At 59.2% G+C, this 23,788-nt stretch carries 20 protein-coding genes; 16 read left to right on the plus strand and 4 right to left on the minus strand.

The window, feature by feature from the left end:
* Positions 1–72 precede the first annotated feature (72 nt).
* From AC5SEO_RS02655 to AC5SEO_RS02715, 13 genes are all read left to right on the plus strand, one after another.
* Positions 73–1,149 carry an S-methyl thiohydantoin desulfurase family protein gene (locus AC5SEO_RS02655; RefSeq protein WP_003506758.1) on the plus strand — a complete coding sequence of 359 codons (1,077 nt, stop codon included), beginning with the start codon at positions 73–75 and terminating at the stop codon, positions 1,147–1,149.
* The gene (locus AC5SEO_RS02660; RefSeq protein WP_013761620.1) at positions 1,146–2,684 is read left to right on the plus strand and encodes a hydantoinase/oxoprolinase N-terminal domain-containing protein; all 1,539 of its coding nucleotides are present in this window, start codon (positions 1,146–1,148) and stop codon (positions 2,682–2,684) included. Before AC5SEO_RS02655 ends, AC5SEO_RS02660 begins: the two co-directional genes overlap by 4 nt.
* Positions 2,685–2,729: 45 nt before the next feature.
* Complete coding sequence (locus AC5SEO_RS02665; RefSeq protein WP_174068836.1) at positions 2,730–3,674, plus strand: isoaspartyl peptidase/L-asparaginase family protein; 945 nt, start codon at positions 2,730–2,732, stop codon at positions 3,672–3,674.
* Between the two features lie 117 nt (positions 3,675–3,791).
* On the plus strand, positions 3,792–4,697 hold the full coding sequence (locus tag AC5SEO_RS02670; RefSeq protein WP_003511007.1) for a LysR family transcriptional regulator: 906 nt from the start codon (positions 3,792–3,794) through the stop codon (positions 4,695–4,697).
* A 180-nt stretch (positions 4,698–4,877) separates the two neighbouring features.
* Positions 4,878–5,822, plus strand: coding sequence for an ABC transporter permease (locus AC5SEO_RS02675; RefSeq protein ID WP_495363713.1), 945 nt, complete (start codon positions 4,878–4,880; stop codon positions 5,820–5,822).
* Positions 5,819–6,637 carry an ABC transporter permease gene (locus AC5SEO_RS02680; RefSeq protein ID WP_013761618.1) on the plus strand — a complete coding sequence of 273 codons (819 nt, stop codon included), beginning with the start codon at positions 5,819–5,821 and terminating at the stop codon, positions 6,635–6,637. The genes AC5SEO_RS02675 and AC5SEO_RS02680 overlap by 4 nt, the downstream gene beginning before the upstream one ends.
* Complete coding sequence (locus tag AC5SEO_RS02685) at positions 6,634–8,268, plus strand: ABC transporter ATP-binding protein (RefSeq protein ID WP_112292090.1); 1,635 nt, start codon at positions 6,634–6,636, stop codon at positions 8,266–8,268. The genes AC5SEO_RS02680 and AC5SEO_RS02685 overlap by 4 nt, the downstream gene beginning before the upstream one ends.
* 13 nt (positions 8,269–8,281) lie before the next feature.
* Positions 8,282–9,124, plus strand: coding sequence for a serine hydrolase (locus AC5SEO_RS02690; protein WP_026330689.1), 843 nt, complete (start codon positions 8,282–8,284; stop codon positions 9,122–9,124).
* A 29-nt stretch (positions 9,125–9,153) separates the two neighbouring features.
* A complete protein-coding gene (locus AC5SEO_RS02695) occupies positions 9,154–10,698 on the plus strand; it encodes an ABC transporter substrate-binding protein (RefSeq protein ID WP_174068835.1) in 1,545 nt (514 codons plus the stop codon).
* A gap of 127 nt (positions 10,699–10,825) precedes the next feature.
* Positions 10,826–12,268: a M20 family metallopeptidase gene (locus tag AC5SEO_RS02700; RefSeq protein ID WP_174068834.1), complete on the plus strand. Its 1,443-nt coding sequence runs from the start codon at positions 10,826–10,828 to the stop codon at positions 12,266–12,268.
* 362 nt (positions 12,269–12,630) lie between these two features.
* Complete coding sequence (locus tag AC5SEO_RS02705) at positions 12,631–13,560, plus strand: sugar ABC transporter substrate-binding protein (protein ID WP_003510994.1); 930 nt, start codon at positions 12,631–12,633, stop codon at positions 13,558–13,560.
* A gap of 241 nt (positions 13,561–13,801) precedes the next feature.
* Complete coding sequence (locus AC5SEO_RS02710; protein WP_003510992.1) at positions 13,802–15,343, plus strand: sugar ABC transporter ATP-binding protein; 1,542 nt, start codon at positions 13,802–13,804, stop codon at positions 15,341–15,343.
* Between the two features lie 32 nt (positions 15,344–15,375).
* The gene (locus tag AC5SEO_RS02715; RefSeq protein WP_003510990.1) at positions 15,376–16,407 is read left to right on the plus strand and encodes an ABC transporter permease; all 1,032 of its coding nucleotides are present in this window, start codon (positions 15,376–15,378) and stop codon (positions 16,405–16,407) included.
* Between the two features lie 98 nt (positions 16,408–16,505).
* On the opposite strand, the gene AC5SEO_RS02720 is transcribed toward AC5SEO_RS02715, so the two are convergent.
* Positions 16,506–17,261, minus strand: coding sequence for a gamma-glutamyl-gamma-aminobutyrate hydrolase family protein (locus tag AC5SEO_RS02720; RefSeq protein ID WP_111828860.1), 756 nt, complete (start codon positions 17,259–17,261; stop codon positions 16,506–16,508).
* 304 nt (positions 17,262–17,565) lie between these two features.
* Between AC5SEO_RS02720 and AC5SEO_RS02725 the strand changes: the two genes are divergently transcribed.
* Positions 17,566–18,663, plus strand: coding sequence for a TRAP transporter substrate-binding protein (locus AC5SEO_RS02725; RefSeq protein WP_003510986.1), 1,098 nt, complete (start codon positions 17,566–17,568; stop codon positions 18,661–18,663).
* 313 nt (positions 18,664–18,976) lie between these two features.
* Here AC5SEO_RS02725 and AC5SEO_RS02730 read toward each other — a convergent pair whose 3' ends face one another.
* Both AC5SEO_RS02730 and AC5SEO_RS02735 read right to left on the minus strand, forming a co-directional pair.
* The gene (locus AC5SEO_RS02730) at positions 18,977–20,458 is read right to left on the minus strand and encodes a TRAP transporter large permease (protein ID WP_003510985.1); all 1,482 of its coding nucleotides are present in this window, start codon (positions 20,456–20,458) and stop codon (positions 18,977–18,979) included.
* A 32-nt stretch (positions 20,459–20,490) separates the two neighbouring features.
* Positions 20,491–21,030, minus strand: a complete 540-nt coding sequence (locus tag AC5SEO_RS02735; protein WP_003510982.1) for a TRAP transporter small permease subunit — start codon at positions 21,028–21,030, stop codon at positions 20,491–20,493.
* A 415-nt stretch (positions 21,031–21,445) separates the two neighbouring features.
* Here AC5SEO_RS02735 and AC5SEO_RS02740 point away from each other — a divergent pair, with 415 nt between their 5' ends.
* Together AC5SEO_RS02740 and AC5SEO_RS02745 are read left to right on the plus strand one after the other, a co-directional pair.
* Positions 21,446–21,670: an aa3-type cytochrome c oxidase subunit IV gene (locus tag AC5SEO_RS02740; RefSeq protein ID WP_003510978.1), complete on the plus strand. Its 225-nt coding sequence runs from the start codon at positions 21,446–21,448 to the stop codon at positions 21,668–21,670.
* 82 nt (positions 21,671–21,752) lie between these two features.
* On the plus strand, positions 21,753–22,286 hold the full coding sequence (locus AC5SEO_RS02745) for a hypothetical protein (RefSeq protein ID WP_080801239.1): 534 nt from the start codon (positions 21,753–21,755) through the stop codon (positions 22,284–22,286).
* 61 nt (positions 22,287–22,347) lie between these two features.
* On the opposite strand, the gene AC5SEO_RS02750 is transcribed toward AC5SEO_RS02745, so the two are convergent.
* Positions 22,348–23,601 (minus strand): NAD(P)/FAD-dependent oxidoreductase, encoded by a 1,254-nt coding sequence (locus tag AC5SEO_RS02750; RefSeq protein WP_495363714.1) that lies wholly within the window; start codon positions 23,599–23,601, stop codon positions 22,348–22,350.
* Positions 23,602–23,788: the final 187 nt, after the last annotated feature.

Genomic DNA, 23,788 nt, shown 5'->3' on the forward strand with positions numbered 1-23,788 from the left:
TGAGACTTGGAACGATAAAGGGAAGGAGCATCGCTTGCGCCGGAAAGGCTGCGGCATGCCCGAGGATGACGCATGATCCAGGAATTTTCCGAAGACGATATCGAACCTCTTGCCACCGGCGCCTGGATTCTGGGAACGGGCGGTGGAGGCAATCCCTATATCTCGACGCTCAATCTGCGCCGTCTTTATGCCGAAGGCAGACGGGTGAAGGTCATGGACCCCATGGCGCTTGCTGATGACGACATGGTTGCGGTCGTCTCCAAGATGGGTGCACCGCTTGTTGGTCAGGAACGGCTGGGAGACCCCGTTCATCTTGCCCGCGCGGTCGAGGTCATGGAAGATTATCTCGGCAAGCCTTTCCGGGCGATCATGAGCGTGGAAATCGGCGGCTCGAATGCGTTATCGTCCTTCCTCGCCGCCGCCATGCTCGACCGGCCCGTCGTCAATGCCGATGCCATGGGACGTGCTTATCCCGAAGCGCAGATGACCTCATTCGCCATCGGCAACCTGCCGATGTTTCCGCTGTCACTGGTCGATGTGCGAGACAACGAGGTGATCGTGACGCGCGCTGCATCGTGGAAATGGATGGAGCGCATCTCGCGCAAGGTCTGCACCGAAGTTGGCTCTACCGCCGCCACCTGCAAGGCGCCGCGCACCGGCAAGGAAGTGAAGGAATGGGGCATTCATTACACCGTCACAAAGGCGACCGAACTCGGGCGCGCGGTGATGGAGGCGCGTGCACGCCATGATGACCCGGTTCAGGCGGTTCTCAACCATGAGGGTGGCAAACAGCTGTTCCGCGGCAAGGTGGTGGATGTCGCCCGCGAGACCACCGGTGGCTTTCTGCGCGGCAGTACGACCATTGAAGGCATCGACGCCGATCGCGGCTCACGCATGGAACTTGCCTTCCAGAACGAGTGGGCGGTCGCCTTCCGCGACGGCCAGCCGGTCGCCATGACGCCGGATTTGATCTGCCTTCTCGACACTGTTTCGGGCAGCGCCATCGGCACGGAATCGGTGCGCTATGGCCAGCGTGTCACGGTTATCGCCCTGCCGGCGCCGGAACTCTTGACGACGCCTGCCGGCATTGCTGCCGTTGGCCCGCGTGCCTTCGGTTATGACATTGATTTCAGATCGGTATTCCCATGAAACGCATCGGTATTGACGTTGGCGGCACCAATACGGATGCCGTTCTGATCGATGGAGACGCCATCGTTGCCTCGATCAAGGTTCCGACCACGCAGGATGTCCTGTCCGGCGTGAAGGCGGCCCTCGCTCACGTGTCTGGCCATGTCGGCGCGGCAGATCGCCCGATCGATGCGGTTATGATCGGCACCACCCATTTCACCAATGCTGTCGTGGAGCGAGCCCGGCTGGAGCGAGTTGCGGCCATCCGCATCGCATTGCCGACCGGCTCTTCACTGCCGCCCATGTGCGACTGGCCGAAGGATCTCTACGAGGCCGTCGATCCGCTGATCTTCATGGTTCATGGTGGCCATGAATACGATGGCAGTCCGCTGGTGCCGATGATCCCGGATGAAATCCGTGAAGCGGCGATGAAAATCCGCGATGCAGGCATTACCTCGATCGCCATTTCGGCAACCTTTTCGCCGCTGACCACGGAGTGCGAGGTGAGGGCGGCGGAGATTGTCCGTTCGGTGATCCCCGATGCACGCATCACGCTTTCCCACACGCTGGGCCGTATCGGGCTTCTGGAGCGCGAAAACGTTGCACTTCTGAATGCCGCCTTGCAGACCCTTGGCAGGACCACGGTACAGGCATTTTCGGATGCGCTGCGCGAAGCAGGTGTGAAGGCGCCGTTCTATCTTACACAGAATGACGGCACCGTGGCGCTTGCGGATGTAGCTGCCGCAAACCCCGTGCACAGCTTCGCTTCTGGCCCGACCAATTCGATGCGTGGTGCCGCTTTTCTCACCGGGCTTTCCGATGCCATGGTGGTGGATGTCGGCGGCACCACCTCCGATATTGGTTGCCTTGTCGGTGGTTTTCCGCGTGAGGCAAATAATATTGTCCATATTGGCGGGGTCCGCACCCTGTTCCGCATGCCCGATCTTCTACCTGTAGCACTGGGCGGCGGCACCATTGTCGACCCGCAGACAGGCAAGATCGGCCCGCGCTCGGTTGGGTATCGCATCCTGACCGAAGCCCGCGTTTTCGGTGGCGAGACACTGACGGCATCGGATATCGCCGTTGCGGCAGGCCTGATCGAGATGGGTGACAGGGATCGTGTGAAGGGCCTCGATCCGGCATTCGTGCAGGCGACGCTCGGCCGTATCCGCGACATGGTGGCCGACAGTTTCGACCAGATGAAGACATCAGCCGAAGACGTGCCGCTGGTTGCAGTCGGCGGCGGCGCATTCCTGATACCGGAGCAGGTGCCGGGCGCATCCGAGGTGCTGCGTGTGGAAAATGCAGGCGTTGCCAATGCGCTCGGCGCAGCGATGGCGCAGGTGTCCGGTGAGGTGGATCAGGTCTTTTCCGGGTTGAGCCGCGACGAAGCCCTTGCGAAAGCCGAGACCGAAGCGCAGAACGCAGCGGTCGCTTCGGGAGCGGAGCGCGCGAGCCTCAAGACGCTTGAGGTGGAGGATATTCCCATCGCCTATTTGCCAGGCGGCGCTCGCAGGGTCCGCGTGCGTGTTATCGGCGATATAGCCTTTCATTGATGGTAAGAGGCCCTGCCTGCGGCGGGGCAACAGTGGAGTGAGGATATGACGAAGATCGCACTGGCCATTCACGGTGGTTGCGGGGTTATGCCGGAAGACAGCATGACTCCGGAGGAATGGGACGCGGCGCGCCACGATCTGGCGGCGGCACTGCGCGCCGGTTATGGTGTGCTCAAGGCTGGCGGAACTGCGCTGGAAGCGGTTGAGGCGGCAGTCGTCGTTATGGAGGACAGCCCGCATTTCAACGCAGGCCATGGGGCGGCGCTCAACGAGAATGGCATTCACGAACTCGACGCGTCGATCATGGATGGCAAGACCCTTGCGGCAGGCGCAATCAGCGCCTCCCGCGCCATCCGCAACCCGGTGAAGGCGGCCCGGGCGCTGATGGAGGATGAACGCGCAGTCTATCTCACCGGTGAAGCGGCTGACCGGTTTGCACAGGAGAAGGGGCTTGCCACGGAGCCTCAATCCTATTTCACCACCCAAAAGCGTGTCGAGGCGCTGGCGGCCATGAAGGCCCATGCCACCGCAGGTACGGAAGCGACGGAAAACGAAAAACATGGAACCGTCGGTGCCGTGGCACTCGATGCGGCTGGGCATCTCGCAGCCGCGACATCCACCGGCGGCTACACCAACAAGCCTGACGGCCGGGTGGGTGACAGCCCTGTGATCGGGGCGGGCACCTATGCACGCGATGGCGCCTGCGCCGTTTCCGGCACCGGCAAGGGTGAATTTTTCATCCGTTACGTCGTCGGCCATGAGATCGCGTCCCGTGTCGCCTATCTCGGGCAGGATCTGGAAACCGCCGCCGGCAACCTCGTCCACAAGGATCTGGCGCCCTACGATATCGGTGCGGGTCTTGTCGCCATCAATGCCGAAGGCAACATTGCCGCACCCTATAATACGCCCGGCATGTTCCGGGGCTGGGTGACTCCATCAGGAAAGGCCCGTGTTGCCACCCACGACAGGGTCTATGACGTGGAATTGTAACCGGCGACCGACCGGGCCGAATGATAGTGCGAAAAAAACCGGTGACATGAAGGCCTATCGGCGGCAAAAGGTCTAAACCGAAACCGGCTCGTCTTTTCATCCCGTGGTGCTGGCCTCATGAATATCAAGCAGCTCGAAGTCCTTCGCACGCTTCTTTCCACCGGCTCGACCATCGCCACCGCCAAGGCCATGGGGCTAAGCCAGTCCGGTATCAGCCGGCTTCTGGCTCAGCTCGAGGCGGACCTGTCGCTGACGCTGTTTGCCCGTGACAAGGGGCGGCTGATCCCGACGCCGGAGGCAGCGCTTCTCGCGCGTGACGCGGAAAATGTGCTGCTTGCTGTCGATCGCATGTCCGGCCACGCCGAAGATCTGCGCAATGGTGCTGCCGGTCCGGAAATCGTCCGCATCGGCCTGCCGAGCAGCATGTGGGAGAACTTCGCGCCCGCCATGCTGATCGACTATGTCAGGGATTTCCCCGGCGTGCGCATCGAGACTTTTTTTGAAACGACCACCGCCATCAACAGGCTGGTTGGCGAGCGGGTGATCGACCTCGGTTTCCTGCGCATGGAAGGTGAGATTGGACCGGGCATTGATGTCGAGCGTGTCGCCACAGGCAAAAGCGTCTGCGTGGTCCGTCAGGATCACCCTTTAGCCGAGCTTACCGAGATAACAGTTAAGGACCTGCGCAACATTCCGCTCATTCTGATCGGCCGGCAGCGGCCGAACCGAATGGCGCTCGAGCAGGTCTTCAAGAAGGCGGGCGTCAAGCCCATGGTGAAGATCGAGACCCACACCAACAGTTCCGCATGTGCCTATGTCGCGCATGGTCTGGGCGTTACGATCATCAGCAGTTTTTATGCTAACCTCTACAGGCACCTTCCCGTCGTGGCGCTGCCCTTCATTCCGCAATCAACCCAGGAGTTCGGTCTTGCCCGGGCCTCGGGCGCACCGCTGTCCATCGCGGCGCAGGCACTCAGCGACGCCTTGAAGCAACAAATCCAGCTTTCGCAAAAAATCGACTGAAAACAGGGTTTTTCGCGAAAAATCTCATTGTCCCTGTCAGGATGAAACGTGCCACCATTCTGCATAGGCATATGACGTTTATGCATAATATTGCGCGTTATTTATCAATCCGTCATAGTCATTCGCAACGAAACCGATAGAGGCGGGAGCACGTTCCCGGCCATCAATCGTGGGGAACCGATGATAAGATTCATACTGAGCCGTCTTTTGATGGCGCTGCCGACGATCGCCTTTGTGTCGATCACGGTCTTTGCGCTCATCCGCTTCATTCCGGGTGATCCGGCCGCCCTGATGCTGGGCGACATGGCGCAACCGGAACAGATCGAGGCGATGAGAACAGATCTTGGTCTCGACAAGTCCATGCCGCAACAGTTCGTCATCTGGGCGGGCAATGTGGTGCAGGGCGATTTCGGCCGGTCCATCGTCAACGACGAGGCAGTATTGCCGCTGGTCGTGTCGCGGTTCCTCGTCAGTGCTGAGATCGTCGTCGTCGCCGTTCTGCTGGCCAGCCTGATTGCGGTTCCGGCGGGTGTGATCGCCGCCTGGAAACAGAACAGCCTGACCGATCTTGCACTGGTTGGAACGGCAACCCTGCTTTTGTCCATACCGACATTCTGGCTCGGGCTTCTGCTTCTGCTGTTCTTCGGTCTAAAGCTTAGCTGGCTGCCGGTGCTGGGATACGTATCGATCAGCGACAATCTCGTTGGCGGCATGCTCTATCTTGTCCTGCCTGTCATGACGCTGGTGATCCACGAGATGGGTGTCTTGATCCGCATGGCCCGCGCCTCAACGCTTGAAGTGCTGCGGCTGGATTACATTACCCATGCCCGCGCCAAGGGACTTTCGGAGAGTGCCGTCCTCTGGCGGCACGCCTTCAAGAATGCCTTTGGTCCGACATGGACAATGATCGGCCTCATCCTCGGCAATCTTCTCGGCGGCATCGCCGTCATCGAGACGGTCTTTACCATTCCGGGGCTCGGGCGGCTGATGGTCGACAGTATCGTTGCGCGTGACTACCCCGTCATACAGGGCTGCCTGCTGTTCGTTTCCCTGTCCTACGTGCTGGTCAATCTCTTCGTCGACCTTCTTTATCCCCTCTTCGATCCGCGTGTGGTTGCCGAATGAAAAAGTTCACACTCAACGGGCTTATCGGCGGCGTTCTCATCGGCCTCCTGCTCATCACCGCCATTACCGGCCTGTTCTGGACGCCCTATGATCCGATGAAGCTCGGTTTCGCCTCGCGGCTGGCCGCGCCCGGTCCCAGCCATCTTCTCGGCACCGACGAATTCGGGCGCGATGTTCTCAGCCGCCTGATGGTCGGCGCGCGTGCCAGCGTCTGGATCGGCTTCCTGACGGTCAGCTTCGCGACGATCTGCGGCACTCTGATCGGTCTTGTCAGCGGTTATGCGCGCGGCTGGATTGATGGCGTCATCATGGCCATCAACAATGCGCTTCTCGCTTTTCCCGGCATTCTCCTGGCGCTTGGCCTTCTCGCGGTCTTTGGTGCCAACCAGTACGGCATCATCTTTGCGCTCGGCATCGCCTACACGCCATCCATGGCCCGCGTGGTGCGTGGCGCCGTATTGTCGCTGCGTGAGCGCGAGTTCATCGAGGCATCGCTGGTGATGGGCAATGGCGAGATCTACACCATGTTCCGCCATATCCTGCCCAATTGCATCGCGCCGATCACGGTGCTTGCCACATCCATGTTCGGCTGGGCAATCCTCTCGGAAAGCGCACTGTCCTTCCTCGGCCTTGGCGTGCCACCGCCGGCCCCCACCTGGGGCAACATGCTGGCCGCTGGCCGGCCCTTCATCCAGCAGGCCGTCTGGCTCGGGCTTTTCCCCGGTCTCTGCATCGCGCTGACACTGCTCGGCATCAATCTTCTGGGCGATGCCCTTCGCGACAGGCTTGACCCGCGCATGAGAGGTCTCAAATGACGGACAATACTCTTCTTACCGTGCGCGGCCTTTCGCTGGAGGTCGCGGGAAGCGGCCACCGGGTAGTCAAGGATGTTTCCTTCGATATTGCGCCTGGCGAAATCTTCGGCATCGTCGGTGAAAGCGGATCGGGAAAGACGCTGGCCACCCGCGCACTCATCTCGCTTCTGCCCCCGGCAATCGCCGTCACCGGTGGATCGGTCATCTACAAGGGAAGGGACGTGATGTCCCTGCCGGCAAGGGAACTTCGCCGCCTGCGCGGCGCGGAAATCGGCGTCGTTTTCCAGGAGCCGATGACCTCTCTCAATCCGTCGATGACGATTGGCCGGCAGCTGGAAGAAGGCCTGATCCTTCACACCAAGTTATCGCCGGAAGAGCGCCGCGAGAAAATTCTCGAGATGCTGAGACGGGTCGGTATCCGCGATCCCGAAGGGGCGCTTGCTGCCTATCCGCATGAGTTTTCCGGCGGCATGCGCCAGCGCATCATGCTGGCCTCGATCATGCTCCTGAAACCGGCGCTGCTGATCGCCGACGAGCCGACGACGGCGCTCGATGCCGTCATCCAGCGCGACGTCATGGAGCTGATGGTCGAACTGACACGGGCGGAGGGAACAGCCGTCCTTCTCATCAGCCATGACCTGCCGATGGTGGCCCGCTATACGAGCCGTATCGTGGTCATGGAGAAGGGCGCGATTGTCGAACAGGGTCGCACCGAAGACCTGCTCGATGCGCCGCAGCATCCCTATACGAAAAAGCTGCTTTCCTCTCTGCCCTTCCGGGGCGAGCCGCGTATCGTCGACACCAGCAAGGCGCCGATGATTTCAGCCCGAAACATTGTTGTCGATTATGCCGGACGCAAGTCACTGCTGAAGAAAGCCAAGCCGAAGCGGGCGCTGCATGGGGTCAGCATCGATATTCACGAGGGTGAAGTCGTGGCACTGGTCGGTGGCTCCGGCTCCGGCAAGACCACGCTTGGCCGCACCATTGCCGGTCTTGTAAAGGAAAGCGAAGGGCAGATCCAGTTTCAGGGGCGGGAACGCAACGAGGACTGGAACGACTATCGCCTGAATTGCCAGATGGTGTTTCAGGATCCCTATTCCTCGCTCGATCCGCGAATGACCATTCAGGCGCTGGTGGAGGAGGCGTTGCGTCTCGTCCCCGGCCTGGATCAGGCCGCCAAGCGCAAGCGGGCGCTGGAAACGCTGGAAGAGGTGGGGCTTGGCGCGGATTATGCCAGCCGTTATCCGCACGAGCTTTCCGGCGGCCAACGCCAGCGCGTGGCGATTGCCCGTGCCATTGCCCGCCGTCCGCGGTTCCTGATCGCCGACGAACCGGTTTCCGCCCTTGACGTGACGGTGCGGGCGCAGGTGCTCGATCTCTTTTCCGATCTGCAGAAACGTTACGGCTTTTCCTGCCTGTTCATCAGCCACGATCTCGGCGTGGTCGAACAGGTGGCCGACCGTGTCGTCGTCATGCAGGACGGCCGTATCATCGAAGAGGGCGACCGCGACACGATTTTCGACAGCCCGAGAGAGGCCTACACACGCCGGCTCCTCTCGGCCATTCCCGCCCTCGACCAGAATGAAAAGGGCGGTGTGACACTCAAATGGCGTCTGGAAGAAGAAGTTTAACAGGAACATGACAATGACTGTGGCTGCCCAACTGAATGCTATCTGTGATGCACAGCCTTTTGTGACGCGCTTCATGGTGCGCAATCTCCTGACCGGCGAAGAGATCGGACGGGGAGAAAACGAGGAGACCCCATCGGGCAGCACCCGCAAGACGTCGATTATGATGGCAGTGCTCAAGGCTGCCAGCGAAGGGCGGCTCGATCTCGACCAGCCCGTCACCTATGAGAAGAGGCTGGCGGAAGAGGTGGCCAGCGGCATGTTCCGCTATCTGACGCCGGGCATTGTCATTTCCCTGCGCGATGCGCTCGCCGGCATGATGGTGCTGAGCGACAATGTCTGCACCAAGATGGTGCTGGAGCGGCTGACGCTTGAGGAGGTGGACAGCTATTGCAAGACGCTCGGCATGGCCAATACCCACCACCGTTTCCTCATTCCGCCGTTGGCGCTGGCGGCCGATCATCCGCTGAAGACCGTCACGACCACCTCGGCGGCAGACCAGGTGCTGCTGCTTCAGACCATTCTCGATGCCCAGTCCTCGCCAGAGGCGCAGGCAAAGCTCGGCTGCAGCCCGCAATTGTGCGGCTGGGCAATGCAGACGCTGAAAAACCAGATATTGCGCTACGGAATCCGCTCCCGCCTGCCGTTCGAGGCTGTGGTGGCGAGCAAGAGCGGACGCGGCAAGCGCGGGCGTATGGACGCCGGCATCGTCTACAGAAACGGCGCGCCGTCTTTCATCATCACCGCCTATACCGATGAAGTGCCGCAGGTGATGCCTGACGGCACGCCGGGATACACCATCGCGCTCGAAACGATCGGCCGGCTGGCGCAGGCCTGCTGGGACGGCTTTCAACAATGATAATCAACGACAACAAAGAGGGTAGAACAGTGAACAAACTTCTTCTCGCAGGCGTGGCCCTGCTCGTAACAGCCAATATCGCGGCGGCTCGCGACATCACCATCGCGCAGAGCTCCGATCTGCGCAGCAGCAATCCCGGCGTCAATCGTGACGGCAATACGGACGGGGTGATCCTGCACATCGTCGAAGGCCTCGTCGGTTACAACAATGGCGGCGAAGTAAAGCCGCTGCTTGCCGAGAGCTTCGAGGTTTCGCCAGATGGCCTCACCTATACGTTCAAGCTGCGCGCCAATGTAAAATTCCATAACGGCAAGCCGCTCACCGCAGAAGATGTCGTCTGGAACTGGACGCGCTATCTGAAGCCCGAAACCAAATGGGCCTGCCTGAATGATTTCGTGGAAGGCGGTGCCGCGCATGTCACCGGCGTCAAGGCCACGGACGCCTCCACGGTTCAGATTACGCTTGAAAAGCCGTCAGCCGTTTTCCTCGGCCTGATGTCGCGGCCCGAATGCGGTTATACCGGCATGATCTCGCCGGAATCTGTTGCCGCTGACGGCAGCTTCGTCAAGCCCATCGGCACCGGTCCGTTCCAGTGGAACGAATGGAAGAAGGGTGAATATATCCGCCTCGCCAAATTCACGGATTATGTTTCGCCTGTGAACGACGGCAAGCCGGATGGCATGGTCGGCTCCAAGCGGCCGCTGGCCGACGGCATCAAGTTCATGGTTATTCCGGACGCCTCGACCGTGAAGGCGGGCCTCGAATCCGGCGTGCTCGACACCGCCGAGATTTCTCCCGATCTCATTCCGGAGTTCAAGACGAATGAGAAGATGCAGCTCATTGTTGCCCGCAACAACGGCAAGAACCTTTTCTATATTCAGACCCGCGACAAGGTGCTGAGCAATCCAGGCGTGCGCCGCGCCATGGCGATGGCGCTTGATCTAGATGAACTGGTCGCCGCCGCATCGAACGGTACGGGCGAAGCCAACGGCTCGATGGTTTCGCAGGACTCGGTCTATTTCGATGAGACCCAGAAGAAGCGTCCGGCCTATGACATCGAGGCAGCCAAGAAGGAACTGGAGGCAGCCGGTTACAAGGGCGAGCCGATCTCAATCATCGCCAACAAGCGCGGCAATGTGCCGAGTTTTCCGGCAGCCGTCATGGCGCAGGCCATGATGCAGCAGGCGGGTCTGAACGTACAGATCGAGGTGCTGGACTATGCCACGCAGGTGGATCGTCGCCGTTCCGGCAATTATCAGGTGATCTCGCAGTCTGTCGCGCCGCGTCTCGATCCGGCCCTGATGTATGCATTCTACGTCGGCAACAAGGACAAGAACGCCTCCCTGATGTGGGATGATCCGAAGGCGATCGAGCTGATGAAGGCTGCCTATGTTGAGGCCGACCAGGCGAAGCGCCAGAAGATTTTCGACGAGTTTCACGAACTGATGCTGAAGGAAATGCCCGGCATCTTCCTTTACGACATGGTCGATGTCTGGGGCGCGACCAAGAAGCTCAAGGGTCAGCCGGTCTGGCAGTCGAACGCCCGCCTCTGGGAAGTCTCGGTCGACAACTGATCCAATATTGCCCGCGCCGGAAGCAAAGCCCGGCGCGGGCATTTTCCATCATGACCGTAATGATTTGGCGGCCCCCCGCCGAAGCGTTTGCGTGCGCCCTTAAAGGGCAGGAATGCGAGGACAAGCCATGAACCGTGAAGCCGTGATGTCGATTGCCGCCGAAATCGAGTCAATGAAGCCACATTTCACCACTTTGAGCGACAGCATCTGGGATTTTGCCGAACTCAAATTCGAGGAGAGGCAATCTGCCGGGGTTCTAGCAAACGCGCTTGAGGAGAACGGCTTTGTGGTCCGCCGCGGTGTAGCTGGCATGGACACGGCCTTCATCGGTGAATTCGGCCACGGCAAGCCGGTTATTGCCTTCCTCGGCGAATTTGACGCGCTTGCTGGCATGAGCCAGATGGCCGGCGTGGCCGAGGCAAAACCGCTTCAACCCGACGCCTCCGGCCATGGCTGCGGCCACAATCTGCTCGGCGTCGGCTCGCTGATGGCCGCCATCGCACTTGCCCGGCATATGAAAGCCAACAACCTGCCCGGCACGGTGCGTTATTATGGCTGCCCCGGCGAAGAGGGCGGTTCCGGCAAGACTTTCATGGTGCGCGCCGGTCTGTTTGACGATGTCGATGCGGCTTTGACATGGCATCCCGCGCCCTTCAACGGCGTACGCTCCACCAACAATCTCGCGGTGCTGGAATATTTTTATCGTTTCAAGGGCGTTGCTTCCCATGCTTCCAACGCCGCCCATCTTGGTCGCTCGGCGCTAGATGCTGTCGAATTGATGAATGTTGGCGTCAATTTCCTCCGCGAACACATGCCGCAGGATTGCCGGGTGCATTATGCGATCACCGATGCCGGCGGCAAAGCGGCAAATGTTGTGCAGGCAAAGGCCGAAGTGCTCTATCTGATCCGCGCACCTGAAATGCGCCAGGCGCTTGATCTCGCAGCCCGTGTGGACAAGGTCGCGCGTGGTGCGGCCATGATGACCGAAACAGAGGTGGAGATCGTCTTCGATACCGCCTCCACCAATCTACTGCCCAACATCACGCTCGAAACGGCGATGCATGAAAACATGGTGGCGCTTGGACCCATAGCATTCGACGAGGCCGATCAGGCCTTCGCCAAGGTCATTCAGGACACATTCACGGAAGAGGCGATCAAAAGCAGCATCCGGCTCTACCAGATCAAGGGCGACGTCTTTTCCAACGGGAAGATCGACGGGTCGACGCCGCTGCATCTCGGCCTGCGCGATTTCGAGGGGCAGTCGCATTTTCGTGCCGGCTCGACCGATGTCGGTGATGTCAGTTGGGTTACGCCGACAGCGCAATGCTGGACGCCCGCATGGGCAATCGGGACCAATCCGCATACATGGCAGGTGGTGGCGCAGGGCAAAAGCCCGGCCGCCCACAAAGCCATGGCACACGCTGCCAAGACGCTCGCATCGACGGGTCTTTCGCTGATGACCTCGCCCGAGCTGCTTGAAAGTGTCAAAAAAGAATGGCTGGAGAAAACCGAGGGCAGTGATTATGTCTGCCCCATTCCGGCGGATGTGATGCCCGGTTTTCACGATTAAGACGTGGCGCGTCTTTCGCGCCCGTCCAACTCTTCCATTTGTCCGTGATGTTTTATCGCAGGCAGCCCAGCAACTTCCGCGAAAGTGCTCAGCAAGCGCATGAGCCCCCTCCGCCCACGCCAGGGCGGAGGGGGCTATCCCCGTTTTCTCTGAAAACTCCTGGTCATCACCGCCTTGTGTGCCGTATCGCTTCACGGCCACGAAGAAAGCATTGACGTTCGAACCAAAAATGGAATAAATATATCGAACAACAGAAATTCGGTTTCATTATTCCGTTTTCTGGATGTGAGGAGTTAGCGGCGGGCTCTCGGGTCCGTTTCCGGCTGGGAGAGGTGGCGCTGGACACCGAGGAGGAGAAAACAATGAAAAAGCTTATTATCAGTGCGGCTATGTCTGTGCTTTTGGGCACGGCGGCACATGCCGAGACCGTCGGTGTTTCGATGGCCCTGTTCGACGACAACTTCCTGACCGTGCTGCGCAACGGCATGCAGGATTATTCCAAGGAGCTGAAGGGCGTCACCCTGCAAGTTGAGGACGCGCAGAACGACGTTGCCAAGCAGCAGAGCCAGATCCAGAATTTCATCGCCTCCAAGGTCGATGCGATCATCGTCAATCCGGTTGATACGGATGCGACGGCGGCCATGTCGAAACTTGCTGCTGAAGCCAAGATTCCGCTGGTTTACGTCAACCGCCAGCCGGTAAACGTGGATTCCCTGCCAGACGGCCAGGCCTTCGTGGCATCGGAAGAAACTGTGGCCGGCACGCTTGAAACCAAGGAAGTCTGCCGCCTTCTCGGTGGCAAGGGCAAGGCCGTGATCATGATGGGCGAGTTGTCCAATCAGGGCGCTCGCATGCGCACGCAGGCCGTTCACGATGTTCTGAAAACCGATGAATGCAAGGGCATTTCCGTGGTTGAAGAGCAGACGGCCAATTGGCAGCGCACGCAGGGTTCCGACCTCGTCACCAACTGGCTGTCCGGCGGTATTGAGTTCAATGCCGTCATCGCCAATAACGATGAAATGGCGATCGGCGCTATCCAGGCTCTGAAGGCCGCGGGCAAGGACATGAAGGAATATGTCGTTGCCGGTGTGGATGCCACGCAAGACGCTCTTGCCGCCATGCAGGCAGGCGATCTCGACGTGACGGTCTTCCAGGATGCGGCTGGTCAGGGCAAGGGTGCTCTCGATGCCGCACTGAAGCTCGTCAAGGGCGACAAGGTTGACAAGAAGGTCTACATTCCCTTCCAGCTCGTTACCCCGGAAAACGTCAAGGACTACGTAGCCAAGAACTGACGACCCTTTACCGGCATTTGCGACCGTTTCAAGCAATATCGGAAGCAAATGCCGGTTCTGGACGGCAGTCGGCGTCTCAGACGCAGAGTTGAACCAAGCTAGAATAGTATTTCAGTGAATTCAAAGTGTTACAGCGCTCTTGTGTGTCTTGATCGGCACGGCGCTGTAAGCCTCCCCGGAGGATGGGCGCCTTTTGGCGAAACCTCTTCCCCGGTCATTTTTGTCTATCGTGGAGGATAAGATGGTCGTCAGCCCATCGACAATGGCCGCCGTGCGCGCCAGCGGCGCCGTGCCCAATGCAGAATATCTTCTCGCAGCGGACGGCATACGCAAGGAATTTCCAGGCGTTGTCGCGCTGGATGACGTTTCGTTCCACCTCAAGCGCGGCACCGTGCATGCGCTGATGGGTGAGAACGGCGCCGGTAAATCGACGCTGATGAAGATTCTGGCAGGTATCTACCAGCCGGATGTCGGAGAAATTCGCCTGAAGGGCGCTGCGATACGCCTCGATTCACCGCTTGATGCGCTCGAAAACGGCATTGCGATGATCCATCAGGAACTCAACCTGATGGCCTATATGACGGTGGCGGAAAATATATGGATTCGCCGAGAGCCAAAAAACCGACTGGGCTTTATCGACCATGGCGAAATGTATCGCCGCACCCAGACATTGCTCGAAAGGCTCGGTATCGATCTCGATCCGGAAATGCGTGTCGGCGAACTATCGGTCGCAAGCCGGCAGATGGTCGAAATCGCCAAGGCGGTTTCCTACGACTCCGACGTTCTCATCATGGACGAACCGACGTCAGCGTTGACTGAGCGCGAGGTGGAACATCTGTTCCGCATCATCCGCGACCTCAGGGACCGCGGTATCGGCATCGTCTACATCACTCACAAGATGAATGAGCTTTTCGAGATCGCCGATGAGTTTTCCGTCTTTCGCGACGGCAAATATATCGGCACCCACGCGTCCACCGATGTGACGCGAGACGACATCATCCGCATGATGGTGGGGCGCGAAATTACCCAGATGTTCCCGAAGGAAGAGGTTCCGATCGGCGATGTGGTGCTGTCGGTCAAGAATCTGACGCTGAACGGCGTCTTCCATGACGTGTCATTTGATGTTCGCGCCGGGGAAATTCTAGGTGTCGCCGGCCTTGTCGGTTCTGGCCGCTCGAACGTGGCGGAAACGGTGTTCGGCGTTACGCCGGCGTCTTCGGGCACTGTGGAAATCAACGGCAAGCCTGTGTCGATCGCAAGTCCGACAGAGGCGATCCGTCACCGCATGGCGTTCCTGACGGAAGACCGCAAGGATACCGGCTGCCTGCTGATCCTCAATATTCTTGAGAACATGCAGATCGCGGTTCTACAGGACAAATATGTCGCCAACGGCTTCGTGCAGGAAAAGACGCTTTCGGAAGCCTGCGACGACATGTGCCGCAAGCTCCGGGTCAAGACGCCCAATCTTTACGAGCGCATCGAAAACCTGTCGGGCGGTAATCAGCAGAAGGTGCTGATCGGGCGCTGGATGCTGACACAGCCACGCATCCTCATTCTGGATGAGCCGACACGCGGCATCGATGTTGGCGCAAAAGCCGAAATCCACAAGCTGGTTGGCGAGATGGCGCGCAATGGCGTCGCCGTCATCATGATTTCCTCCGAAATGCCGGAGGTTCTGGGCATGAGCGACCGTATCATGGTCATGCATGAGGGTCGCGTGACGGGCTTCCTTGACAGAAGTGAAGCCACACAGGTGAAGGTGATGGATCTCGCATCGCGGTGAGGCGCGCCGGGATTTCTCGAGGAGGAATGACTATGAATACGAACGCCGCCGCCAACGCAGAGTTGGATGCAAAATCCGGGCGCAAGCCGCACAGGCGCATACCGCCCGAAGCAAATATATTTTTCGTGCTGATTGGCATCGCGCTGGTTTACGAAATTCTTGGCTGGATTTTCATCGGCCAGAGCTTTCTGATGAACCAGCAGCGCCTGACGATCATGATCCTGCAGGTGTCGGTCATCGGCATCATCGCCGTCGGCGTCACGCAGGTCATCATCACCGGCGGCATCGATCTGTCCTCCGGTTCGGTCGTCGGTCTGACGGCGATGTTGTCCGCCAGCGTGGGGCAGTCCTCCACATGGCCTCGGGCGCTTTATCCGGGTCTGACCGATCTGCCTTTCTTCATGCCGCTGGCTGTCGGCATTCTGGCTGGCGCTTTGGCCGGTTTCATCAACGGGCAGCTTATAGCACGCACGAAAATCCCGCCCTTCATCGCAACCCTGGGCATGATGGTGACGGCGCGCGGCCTTTCCAAATGGTACACCAAGGGCCAACCGATTTCCGGTCTGACCGACGGTTTCACCTTCATCGGAACAGGTGTCTGGCCGGTCGTGGTTTTCCTCGTCGTCGCGGTTATTTTCCACGTTGCGCTGCGTTACACCCGTTACGGCAAGTTCACCTATGCCATTGGCGCCAACCAGCAGGCCGCCCGCGTTTCCGGTATCAATATCGAGGCGCATCTGATCAAGGTCTATGCCATTGCTGGCATGCTGGCCGGTCTTGCTGGTGTCGTCACCGCTGCCCGTGCACAGACGGCGCAGGCCGGCATGGGTGTGATGTATGAACTCGACGCCATCGCCGCGGCCGTTATCGGCGGCACTTCGCTCGCCGGCGGTGCTGGCCGTATTACCGGCACAGTGATCGGCACCATCATTCTCGGTGTCATGACATCCGGTTTCACGTTCCTCAGGGTCGATGCCTATTACCAGGAGATCGTCAAGGGACTGATCATCGTGGCCGCCGTCGTTGCAGACGTCTACCGCCAGAAGAAACGCGCAAAACGCTAAGCACTCCTCCTCCCGGACCTGGGGCAGGCCTTCAGGCTTGCCCCTTTTTTTGTCCTATCGACAAGGACCTGAATGGCCTTGGAGGGGAGGGGTCGGTTTCAGGTCTTGCTGTTCCGGTACTCGTGAACTGCCTTGCCGAAAGCTTCAAACAAAGCGCGCGAGGGTGCGTCTGTCTCGGCCCAATATTCCGGGTGCCATTGCACACCAACGGCAAAGCCCTTGGCATCGATGACCGAAACGGCCTCGATCGTGCCATCTGCCGCCGTCGCCTCCACCTGCAGGCGTGGCGCGGTCTCGGCAATTGCCTGCCGGTGCAGCGAATTGATCTGGATTTCTCCCGACATGCCAAGATGCTGCGCAATGCAGGAGCCTTCGCGCACATGCACCGGCTGGCGGATGGCGAAGGCCACGTCGCGGTCTTCATGTTCCGGCTTTCGGTGGTCCCATATTCCGGGCTGTTCCTGAATTTCGGAAGCAAGCGTGCCGCCCAGCGCGACGTTCAGCTCCTGAATGCCGCGACAGATGGCAAGCATCGGAATGCCGCGTTCCAACGCCCGGCGGATCAGCGGCAGGCTGGTGGCGTCGCGGGCTGGATCGAACGGACCGTCACTCTCCTGTGCCTCTTTTCCGTAAAGAGAAGGGTGAACATTGGAGGCCGAGCCGGAGACGAGCAGGCCATCGACCCGGTCGAGGATGGCATCGACCTCATTGCCGTCCTCAAAGGCCGGAACGATGAAGGACATGACATCAGCCACCTTCAGCGCCGCGGAAAGATACTGGTTCTGCGCGGCGTGCCAGTCGGCTCCGGTGAAATGCCGGATGTCGGCGGGGACGGCGATAATCGGTTTTGGCATGGTGGCTCCGGGGGCGAATCTTCGAAAATTTGTGCGACTGCCAGCGGGCCAAGTCAAGCATGTGTTTCGTCCTCGGAACGCAATATATGCGGCTAAAGTATAAGGCGGCGTCGCGATATTTCAGTTGCAAATAAAATAGCGAAGAGGCTGCCGAAAAAATCCTGATATGGCTGGTTTTCCGGCAATTAATTCTTGGCGCGGGTGCTTGTCAGCTGGGCGGTAACCGTGCTTACTTTGCTGCGATGCCTGAACAGCACGAGGGGAATTCAAGCTGCGGGCAGCGTTGATATCTGGGAGGATATAGATGGATCGCCGTTCCTTTATGAAAAAAGGTGCGCTGGCGGGGGCTGCTGCGACAGCCTTGGCTGCGCCCGCAATTGCACAACAGAATACCAAGATCACCTGGCGACTGACGTCGTCGTTTCCGAAGTCTCTCGATACAATCTATGGCGGCGCCGAGGATATTGCCAAACATGTGGCGGCCGCTACCGACGGCAATTTCACCATCCAGCCCTTTGCGGCTGGCGAAATCGTGCCCGGCCTGCAAGCAGCCGATGCCGTATCATCGGGTACGGTGGAAATGTGCCACACCTGCTCCTATTATTACGTCGGCAAGGATCCGACCTTCGCTATCGGCACGGCGATACCGTTCGGTCTTAATGCCCGCCTGACCAATTCCTGGTTCTACGAAGGCAACGGCAACAAGCTGCTCAACGAGTTTTACGCCAAGCACAATCTCTACGGCATGATATCAGGCAATACCGGCGCCCAGATGGGCGGCTGGTTCCGCAAGGAAATCAACACCGTCGACGATTTCAAGGGCGTGAAGATGCGCATTGCCGGTCTTGCCGGCAAGGTGGTGGAAAAGCTCGGCGTGGTCCCGCAGCAGATCGCCGGCGGCGATATCTATCCGGCGCTGGAAAAAGGCACCATTGATGCCGCCGAATGGGTTGGTCCGTATGATGACCACAAGCTCGGTTTCCAGAAGGTGGCGAAATATTATTATTACCCGGCCTTCTGGGAAGGCGGCCCGGTCATCCATTCCTTCGTCAATCTGGACAAGTGGAACAGCCTGCCGAAGAACTACCAGACGGTGCTGCAGGATGCCTGCGCTTTCGCCAATACCAGCATGATGGCGAAATACGACGCGAAAAACCCTATCGCCATCAAGCAGCTGGTTTCGGAAGGTGCCGTGCTGCGGCCCTTCAGCCAGGAAATCCTCGAGGCCTGCTATAAGGCGGCGTTGGAAGTCTATGCCAATATTTCAGCAACCAACCCGGACTTCAAGAAGATCTACGAGGATCAGGTCGCCTTCAAGCGCGAGGGTTACCTGTGGATGCAGCTTGCGGAATATACTTTCGATACTTTCATGATGATCCAGCAGCGTAACGGCAAGCTCTGATTATTCGGTGCGGCGGACCGGACAAAAGCCTCGGGGACTTCGGTCTCCGGGGTTTTTGTTGTGCCGTCGCGCCTGCATCCGCCCGCCAGGAAAGGGCGATTGACGATTGGGGCTGTCGGAAGCAAAAGCAGCAGGCTCAGTGACCAGGCGCAGTCTCGGCAAGGATTGGCCACGCTGACCTCGGAAAAACCGGACAGGCTGGTCGATGACTGTCAGGTTCAATTTTCACACAGAGTAAATGGAAGGCAGGGGTGCAACCCTGTCTTCCACTCAGCAATGATCAGTTCTCCGAAAAATCCTTAAAAGACGCCGGTTAAGGCCCGATCTTCGGTGGTTCACCGAGGTTAGGCATGCCTGGCAACCCACCCGGCTGGCCTCCTGGCAGGCCGAAATTGGGCATGGTGTTGCCGCCCTGATTGCCGAAGGCAGGCACTTCGATCTTGATGGAGTTGAGGTCCACCTGGGGTGCTTTGTCCAACCAGTAGGTGACGGATTCCGGCCAGAAGATCACGATGGCGACGAGGATGAGCTGCATGCCGAGCCAGGGAATGGCACCCATGTAGATATCCGAGGTCTTGACCGTGCGCGGCGCGATTGAGCGCAGGTAGAACAGCGCGAAACCGAAGGGCGGGTGCATGAAGCTGGTCTGCATGTTGATGCAGATCAGCACGCCGAACCAGATCAGGTCGATGCCGAGCGCCTGCGCGATGGGTGCGAGCATCGGGATGACGATGAAGGCGATCTCGAAGAAATCGAGGAAGAAGGCGAGGAAGAAGATGAAGATGTTGACGAAGATCAGGAAGCCGATCGGGCCGCCCGGAATGCCCGACAACATGTGCTCGATCCACAGCGAACCGTCCATGCCCTGAAAGACGAGGGAAAAGCAGGTGGCGCCTACCAGAATGAACACCACCATGGACGTGATGTGCATGGTGGAATGCATGCCCTGCTTGACGAGATCCCACGTGAGGCGGCGGTGGGCTGCGGCCAGCGCCATGGCGCCGACGACGCCGAGCGCGCCGGCTTCCGTTGGTGTTGCAAGGCCGAGGAAGATGGTGCCGAGCACGAGGAAGATCAGCACGATGGAGGGCACCATGCCCGCCAGCACGCGAAATACCAGTGCACGGTTGAGTTCGCCCCGCGCTTCTGGAGGCAAAGCAGGCAAATCCTTCGGCCGCACGATCGACATGAACAGGATGAAGAGCATGAAGATGGCGACCTGCAGGATCGACGGGCCGATTGCGCCGAGATACATGTCGCCGACGGATTTGCCGAGCTGGTCGGCAAGAACGATCAGCACGAGCGAAGGCGGAATGACCTGCGTGATGGTGCCCGACGCGGCGATGACGCCGGTGGCGAGGCGCGGATTGTAACCGTATTTCAGCATGATCGGCAGCGAGATGACGCCCATGGTGATGACGGAGGCGGCAACCGTGCCTGTGATCGCGCCAAGGATTGCGCCGACGATGATGACGGCATAGGCGAGGCCGCCCGGAATGGCGCCGAACAGCTTGCCCGTGCCCTCAAGCAAATCTTCGGCGAGCCCGCATCGCTCCAGGATCGCACCCATGAAGGTGAAGAACGGAATGGCGAGCAGCAGGTCGTTCGAGACGATGCCGAAGATGCGCAGCGGCAAGGCCTGAAGGAAGGCCGGCGAAAAATGCTCGGTGAAGATGCCGATGACGCCGAAAACCAGACCGACGGTGGCAAGAGAGAAAGCAACCGGAAATCCGTAGAGCATGAAGATGATCATGCCGAGGAACATCAGTGGCGGAAGAATACCATATTCGAACATGGGAAATATCCTGAAGGTTCAGATCGCGGCGATCATTGCAGGGGTTTTTCGTACTTCGTATCGAGCGCATAAAGCCCGTTGAGGGCGCCGATGCGCTTGATGAGTTCGGAAAATCCCTGAAGAACCAGAAGGGCGAAACCGGCGAAGATGATGAGTTTCACCGGCCAGCGGATGAGCCCGCCGGCATTGGAGGACATTTCGTTCTGATGCCAGGAAAGCATGAACATCGGCCAGGAAAGCCAGGCCAGATAAAAGCAGGCGGGCATAAGAAAAAGTACGATGCCGATGATGTCTACCCACAGGCGCGTGCGAGACGAGATAGCCCCGTAGATGATGTCCACACGCACATGTTCGTTCATGCGCAGCGTGTAGGAGGCACCCACCAGCACGATGAAGGCAAACATATACCACTGGATTTCGAGCCAGCCGTTTGAACTATAGTTGAAGGTATAACGCACCATGGCGTTTCCGGCGCTGACGAGGCAGCAGACAAGCACCAGATAACCGGCGACCTTGCCCAGAGCTTCGCTGACAAGGTCGATCAGCGCACTTAATTTCAAAAGCGGTTTCATGACTTTCCCCTCTTCCCTTGCCGGGCCCTTTGCGGGTTATGGTGGCAAGCAAGCCGGTCGGCCATCGTGACGGGCACGCCTCCACGCGTATCCGCACAGCCAAATTCCGGCGTTCCTCCCCACAGAATCCCGTGTATGGGCAGGTTGTCCGAAAAGCAACCGAAACCACTATTAAACCGGCCGCATGGCCGCCGTTTTCAACCGTTTACAAAAGAATGTTGCACGACGGCACGCTTTGCACGGCATACCGTTTGCCCCGCTTTCCATCGATGTTCTTTCGTGTGGAACGCATTGCACTTTTCGCCGACTTCATGTTACCTCTGGCTCTGGAGAATCCGGCATGGGCCCGTTATCGTCCGCAGGGCAAATTGTCTTGTGCGGCGGGTATGGCGGATGGAGCAGAAGGGGAAGCGGAATGAGCGAACACCACACAGGTCCGGTCGAAGTTGGCGCCGAGATGAACTACGCCGAGCATGAAAAGACCTACAACGCTTTTCTTGCCATGACGAAGTACGGCACGATGCTGGTCTGCGTGCTGATGCTGGCCATGGTCGCGGGTTTCTTCACGTCCGTGGGTTTCCTTGGCGGCCTTATCGTTTTCCTCGTGCTTTCGGCTGCGGGTTTCATTCTGCTGCGCTGAGCGACGCTGTTCACAAGCGTGTCGCGGCGCGGACGTTGCGATGCCTTGCAACAGGCAAGCCCAAACCCGGAAAGGCGAAGCAATGAAACGCCTGTTTGCCTGGCTGTTATTGCTGGCGGTGATGTCGCATCCCGCTTTGTCGCGCGATCTTTTGCCGTCTGAGCAAGACAATCTGCAAACACAGATAGAGCGGTTCAGCGCCGCCTTGAATGCGCAGGATTTTGATTTTGTCGGCCGGACGGTGCCGCCGAAAATCTTTGAATTCATTGCAAACGACGCGGGTGTTTCCGTCGGGCAGTTGCGTAGCGCTCTGACCACGCAGATGCAAATGGCGCTTGCAGCGGTCAAGATCACCGAATTCACCATGGACACGGCGGCGATCAGTGTGCAGCAGACGCCTGATGGAACGCCCTATGCGCTCGTTCCGACGAAAACGGTGATGGAAACCGGCGGCCAGACGATCGAAGCGAAATCCCATACCCTGGCGCTTATCGACGGTACGCAATGGTATTTGCTGCGTGTGAGCGATCAGCAGCAGGTGACCATCCTGCGAAAGGTCTATCCATCCTTCGCCACGGTGGAGTTTCCGGAAGATTCCGTACAGCAGGTGAAATAGCGTGCAGGCGTCCGCTAAACCGTAGAAACTCTAACCGGCTTGAAACCGGATTTCCGCATTGTCAGGAAAAACGCCCCGGACGGAACGGATCGACCGATATTGCGGTCTCCTCGCCGTTTGCCAGTTGCGTCACGAGGCGGGCGGTAGCTGCCGATTGCGTCAGCCCCAGATGGCCGTGGCCAAAGGCATAGATGACGGAAGGTGTGGTGCGCGCCGTGCCGATGACGGGAAGACAGTCCGGCATCGAAGGGCGGAACCCCATCCATTGCTGGCCGCCTTCAACCTTGAGACCGGGCAGGAAACGCCCGGCTTTCTTGAGCATAGCCTCGGATCGCTTGAAATTCGGCTTCAACTCCAGACCGCCCAACTCGACTGCGCCGCCAACGCGGATGCCGGAAGATAGCGGTGTAACGACAAAACCGTGGTCGTTGAAATAAAGCTGGCGCGTGAGGTTGAAGGCGCCGGCGGGCAGGGTGGTGTTATAGCCGCGTTCGGTTTCCAGCGGCACGATGTTGCCAAGTGTTGCGGCAAGCGGCTTGGACCACGCGCCGCAGGCGATCACCACCTTGTCGGCGTCAATCTTGTCGCCGTTTTCCAGGGTCACGATCGTACTTTCGCCGACGGCGTCGATGCGTTCTGCCTCGCCCTTGCGCAGCTTTCCGCCACGGGCGATCACCAGGTCGAAAATGGCACGGGTGAAGTCGTAGGGATCGGAGACCTGCAAGCCATCAGGCGAGAACATGGCGTGGCGGAATTGCGGGGCAAGACCCGGCTGCAACTCGTCTATCTCGTTGCGGGCGACACGCTTGGAAGAGAAGCCTGCCTGTTCCTTTTCATCCCAGTCCTTGCGGGCAGCGTTGAGGCTGGCTTCGCTGTCGTAAAGATCGAGCGTGCCGGTTTTCGCGACAAAGTGCGAGAGCTCCGGCATGGCGGCGACATGGGCCATTTCGGTGGCAGACAGCCGGTTGATCTCGCTGAGCGTTCTCAGGCCGTGGCGAAAGTTGCGCTCAGCGCTGACGCGCCAGAAACGCCACAGCCACGGCGCGATCTTCGGCGCATAGGCAGGCGGCACGCTGAGCGGGCCGAGCGGATCGAAAAGCCAGCGCGGTGCTTTTCTCATGATGCCGGGGGCGGGAATGGGGATGATTTCGGGAAAGGCCAGGATGCCGGCATTACCGGAGCTTGCGCCCCGGGCAACTTCACCGCGCTCCAGAAGAAAGACCTCACGCCCGGCATTTTGCAGGTAAAGCGCCGCCATGGAACCGATAATGCCGGTGCCGATCACCAGCACGTCGCATTTCAGGGTTTTGGTCATCGGCGCTCCTGCAACACAAATCTTTCAAGCCCGCCATAACAATGAATGCCGTACCGATGAAAGCCCGTATCGCTCTGCGGCGGCAGAAATATCAGCACTGTGGCAAATAAGCGGTTCTCATCTGGTGAGGACGGGTTGGTAAAGGCAGCTCGGTCTGAAGTATTCTTGCCAACAGTTTCGGTCATTG

It is taken from the genome of Agrobacterium sp. K11 (assembly GCF_059429395.1).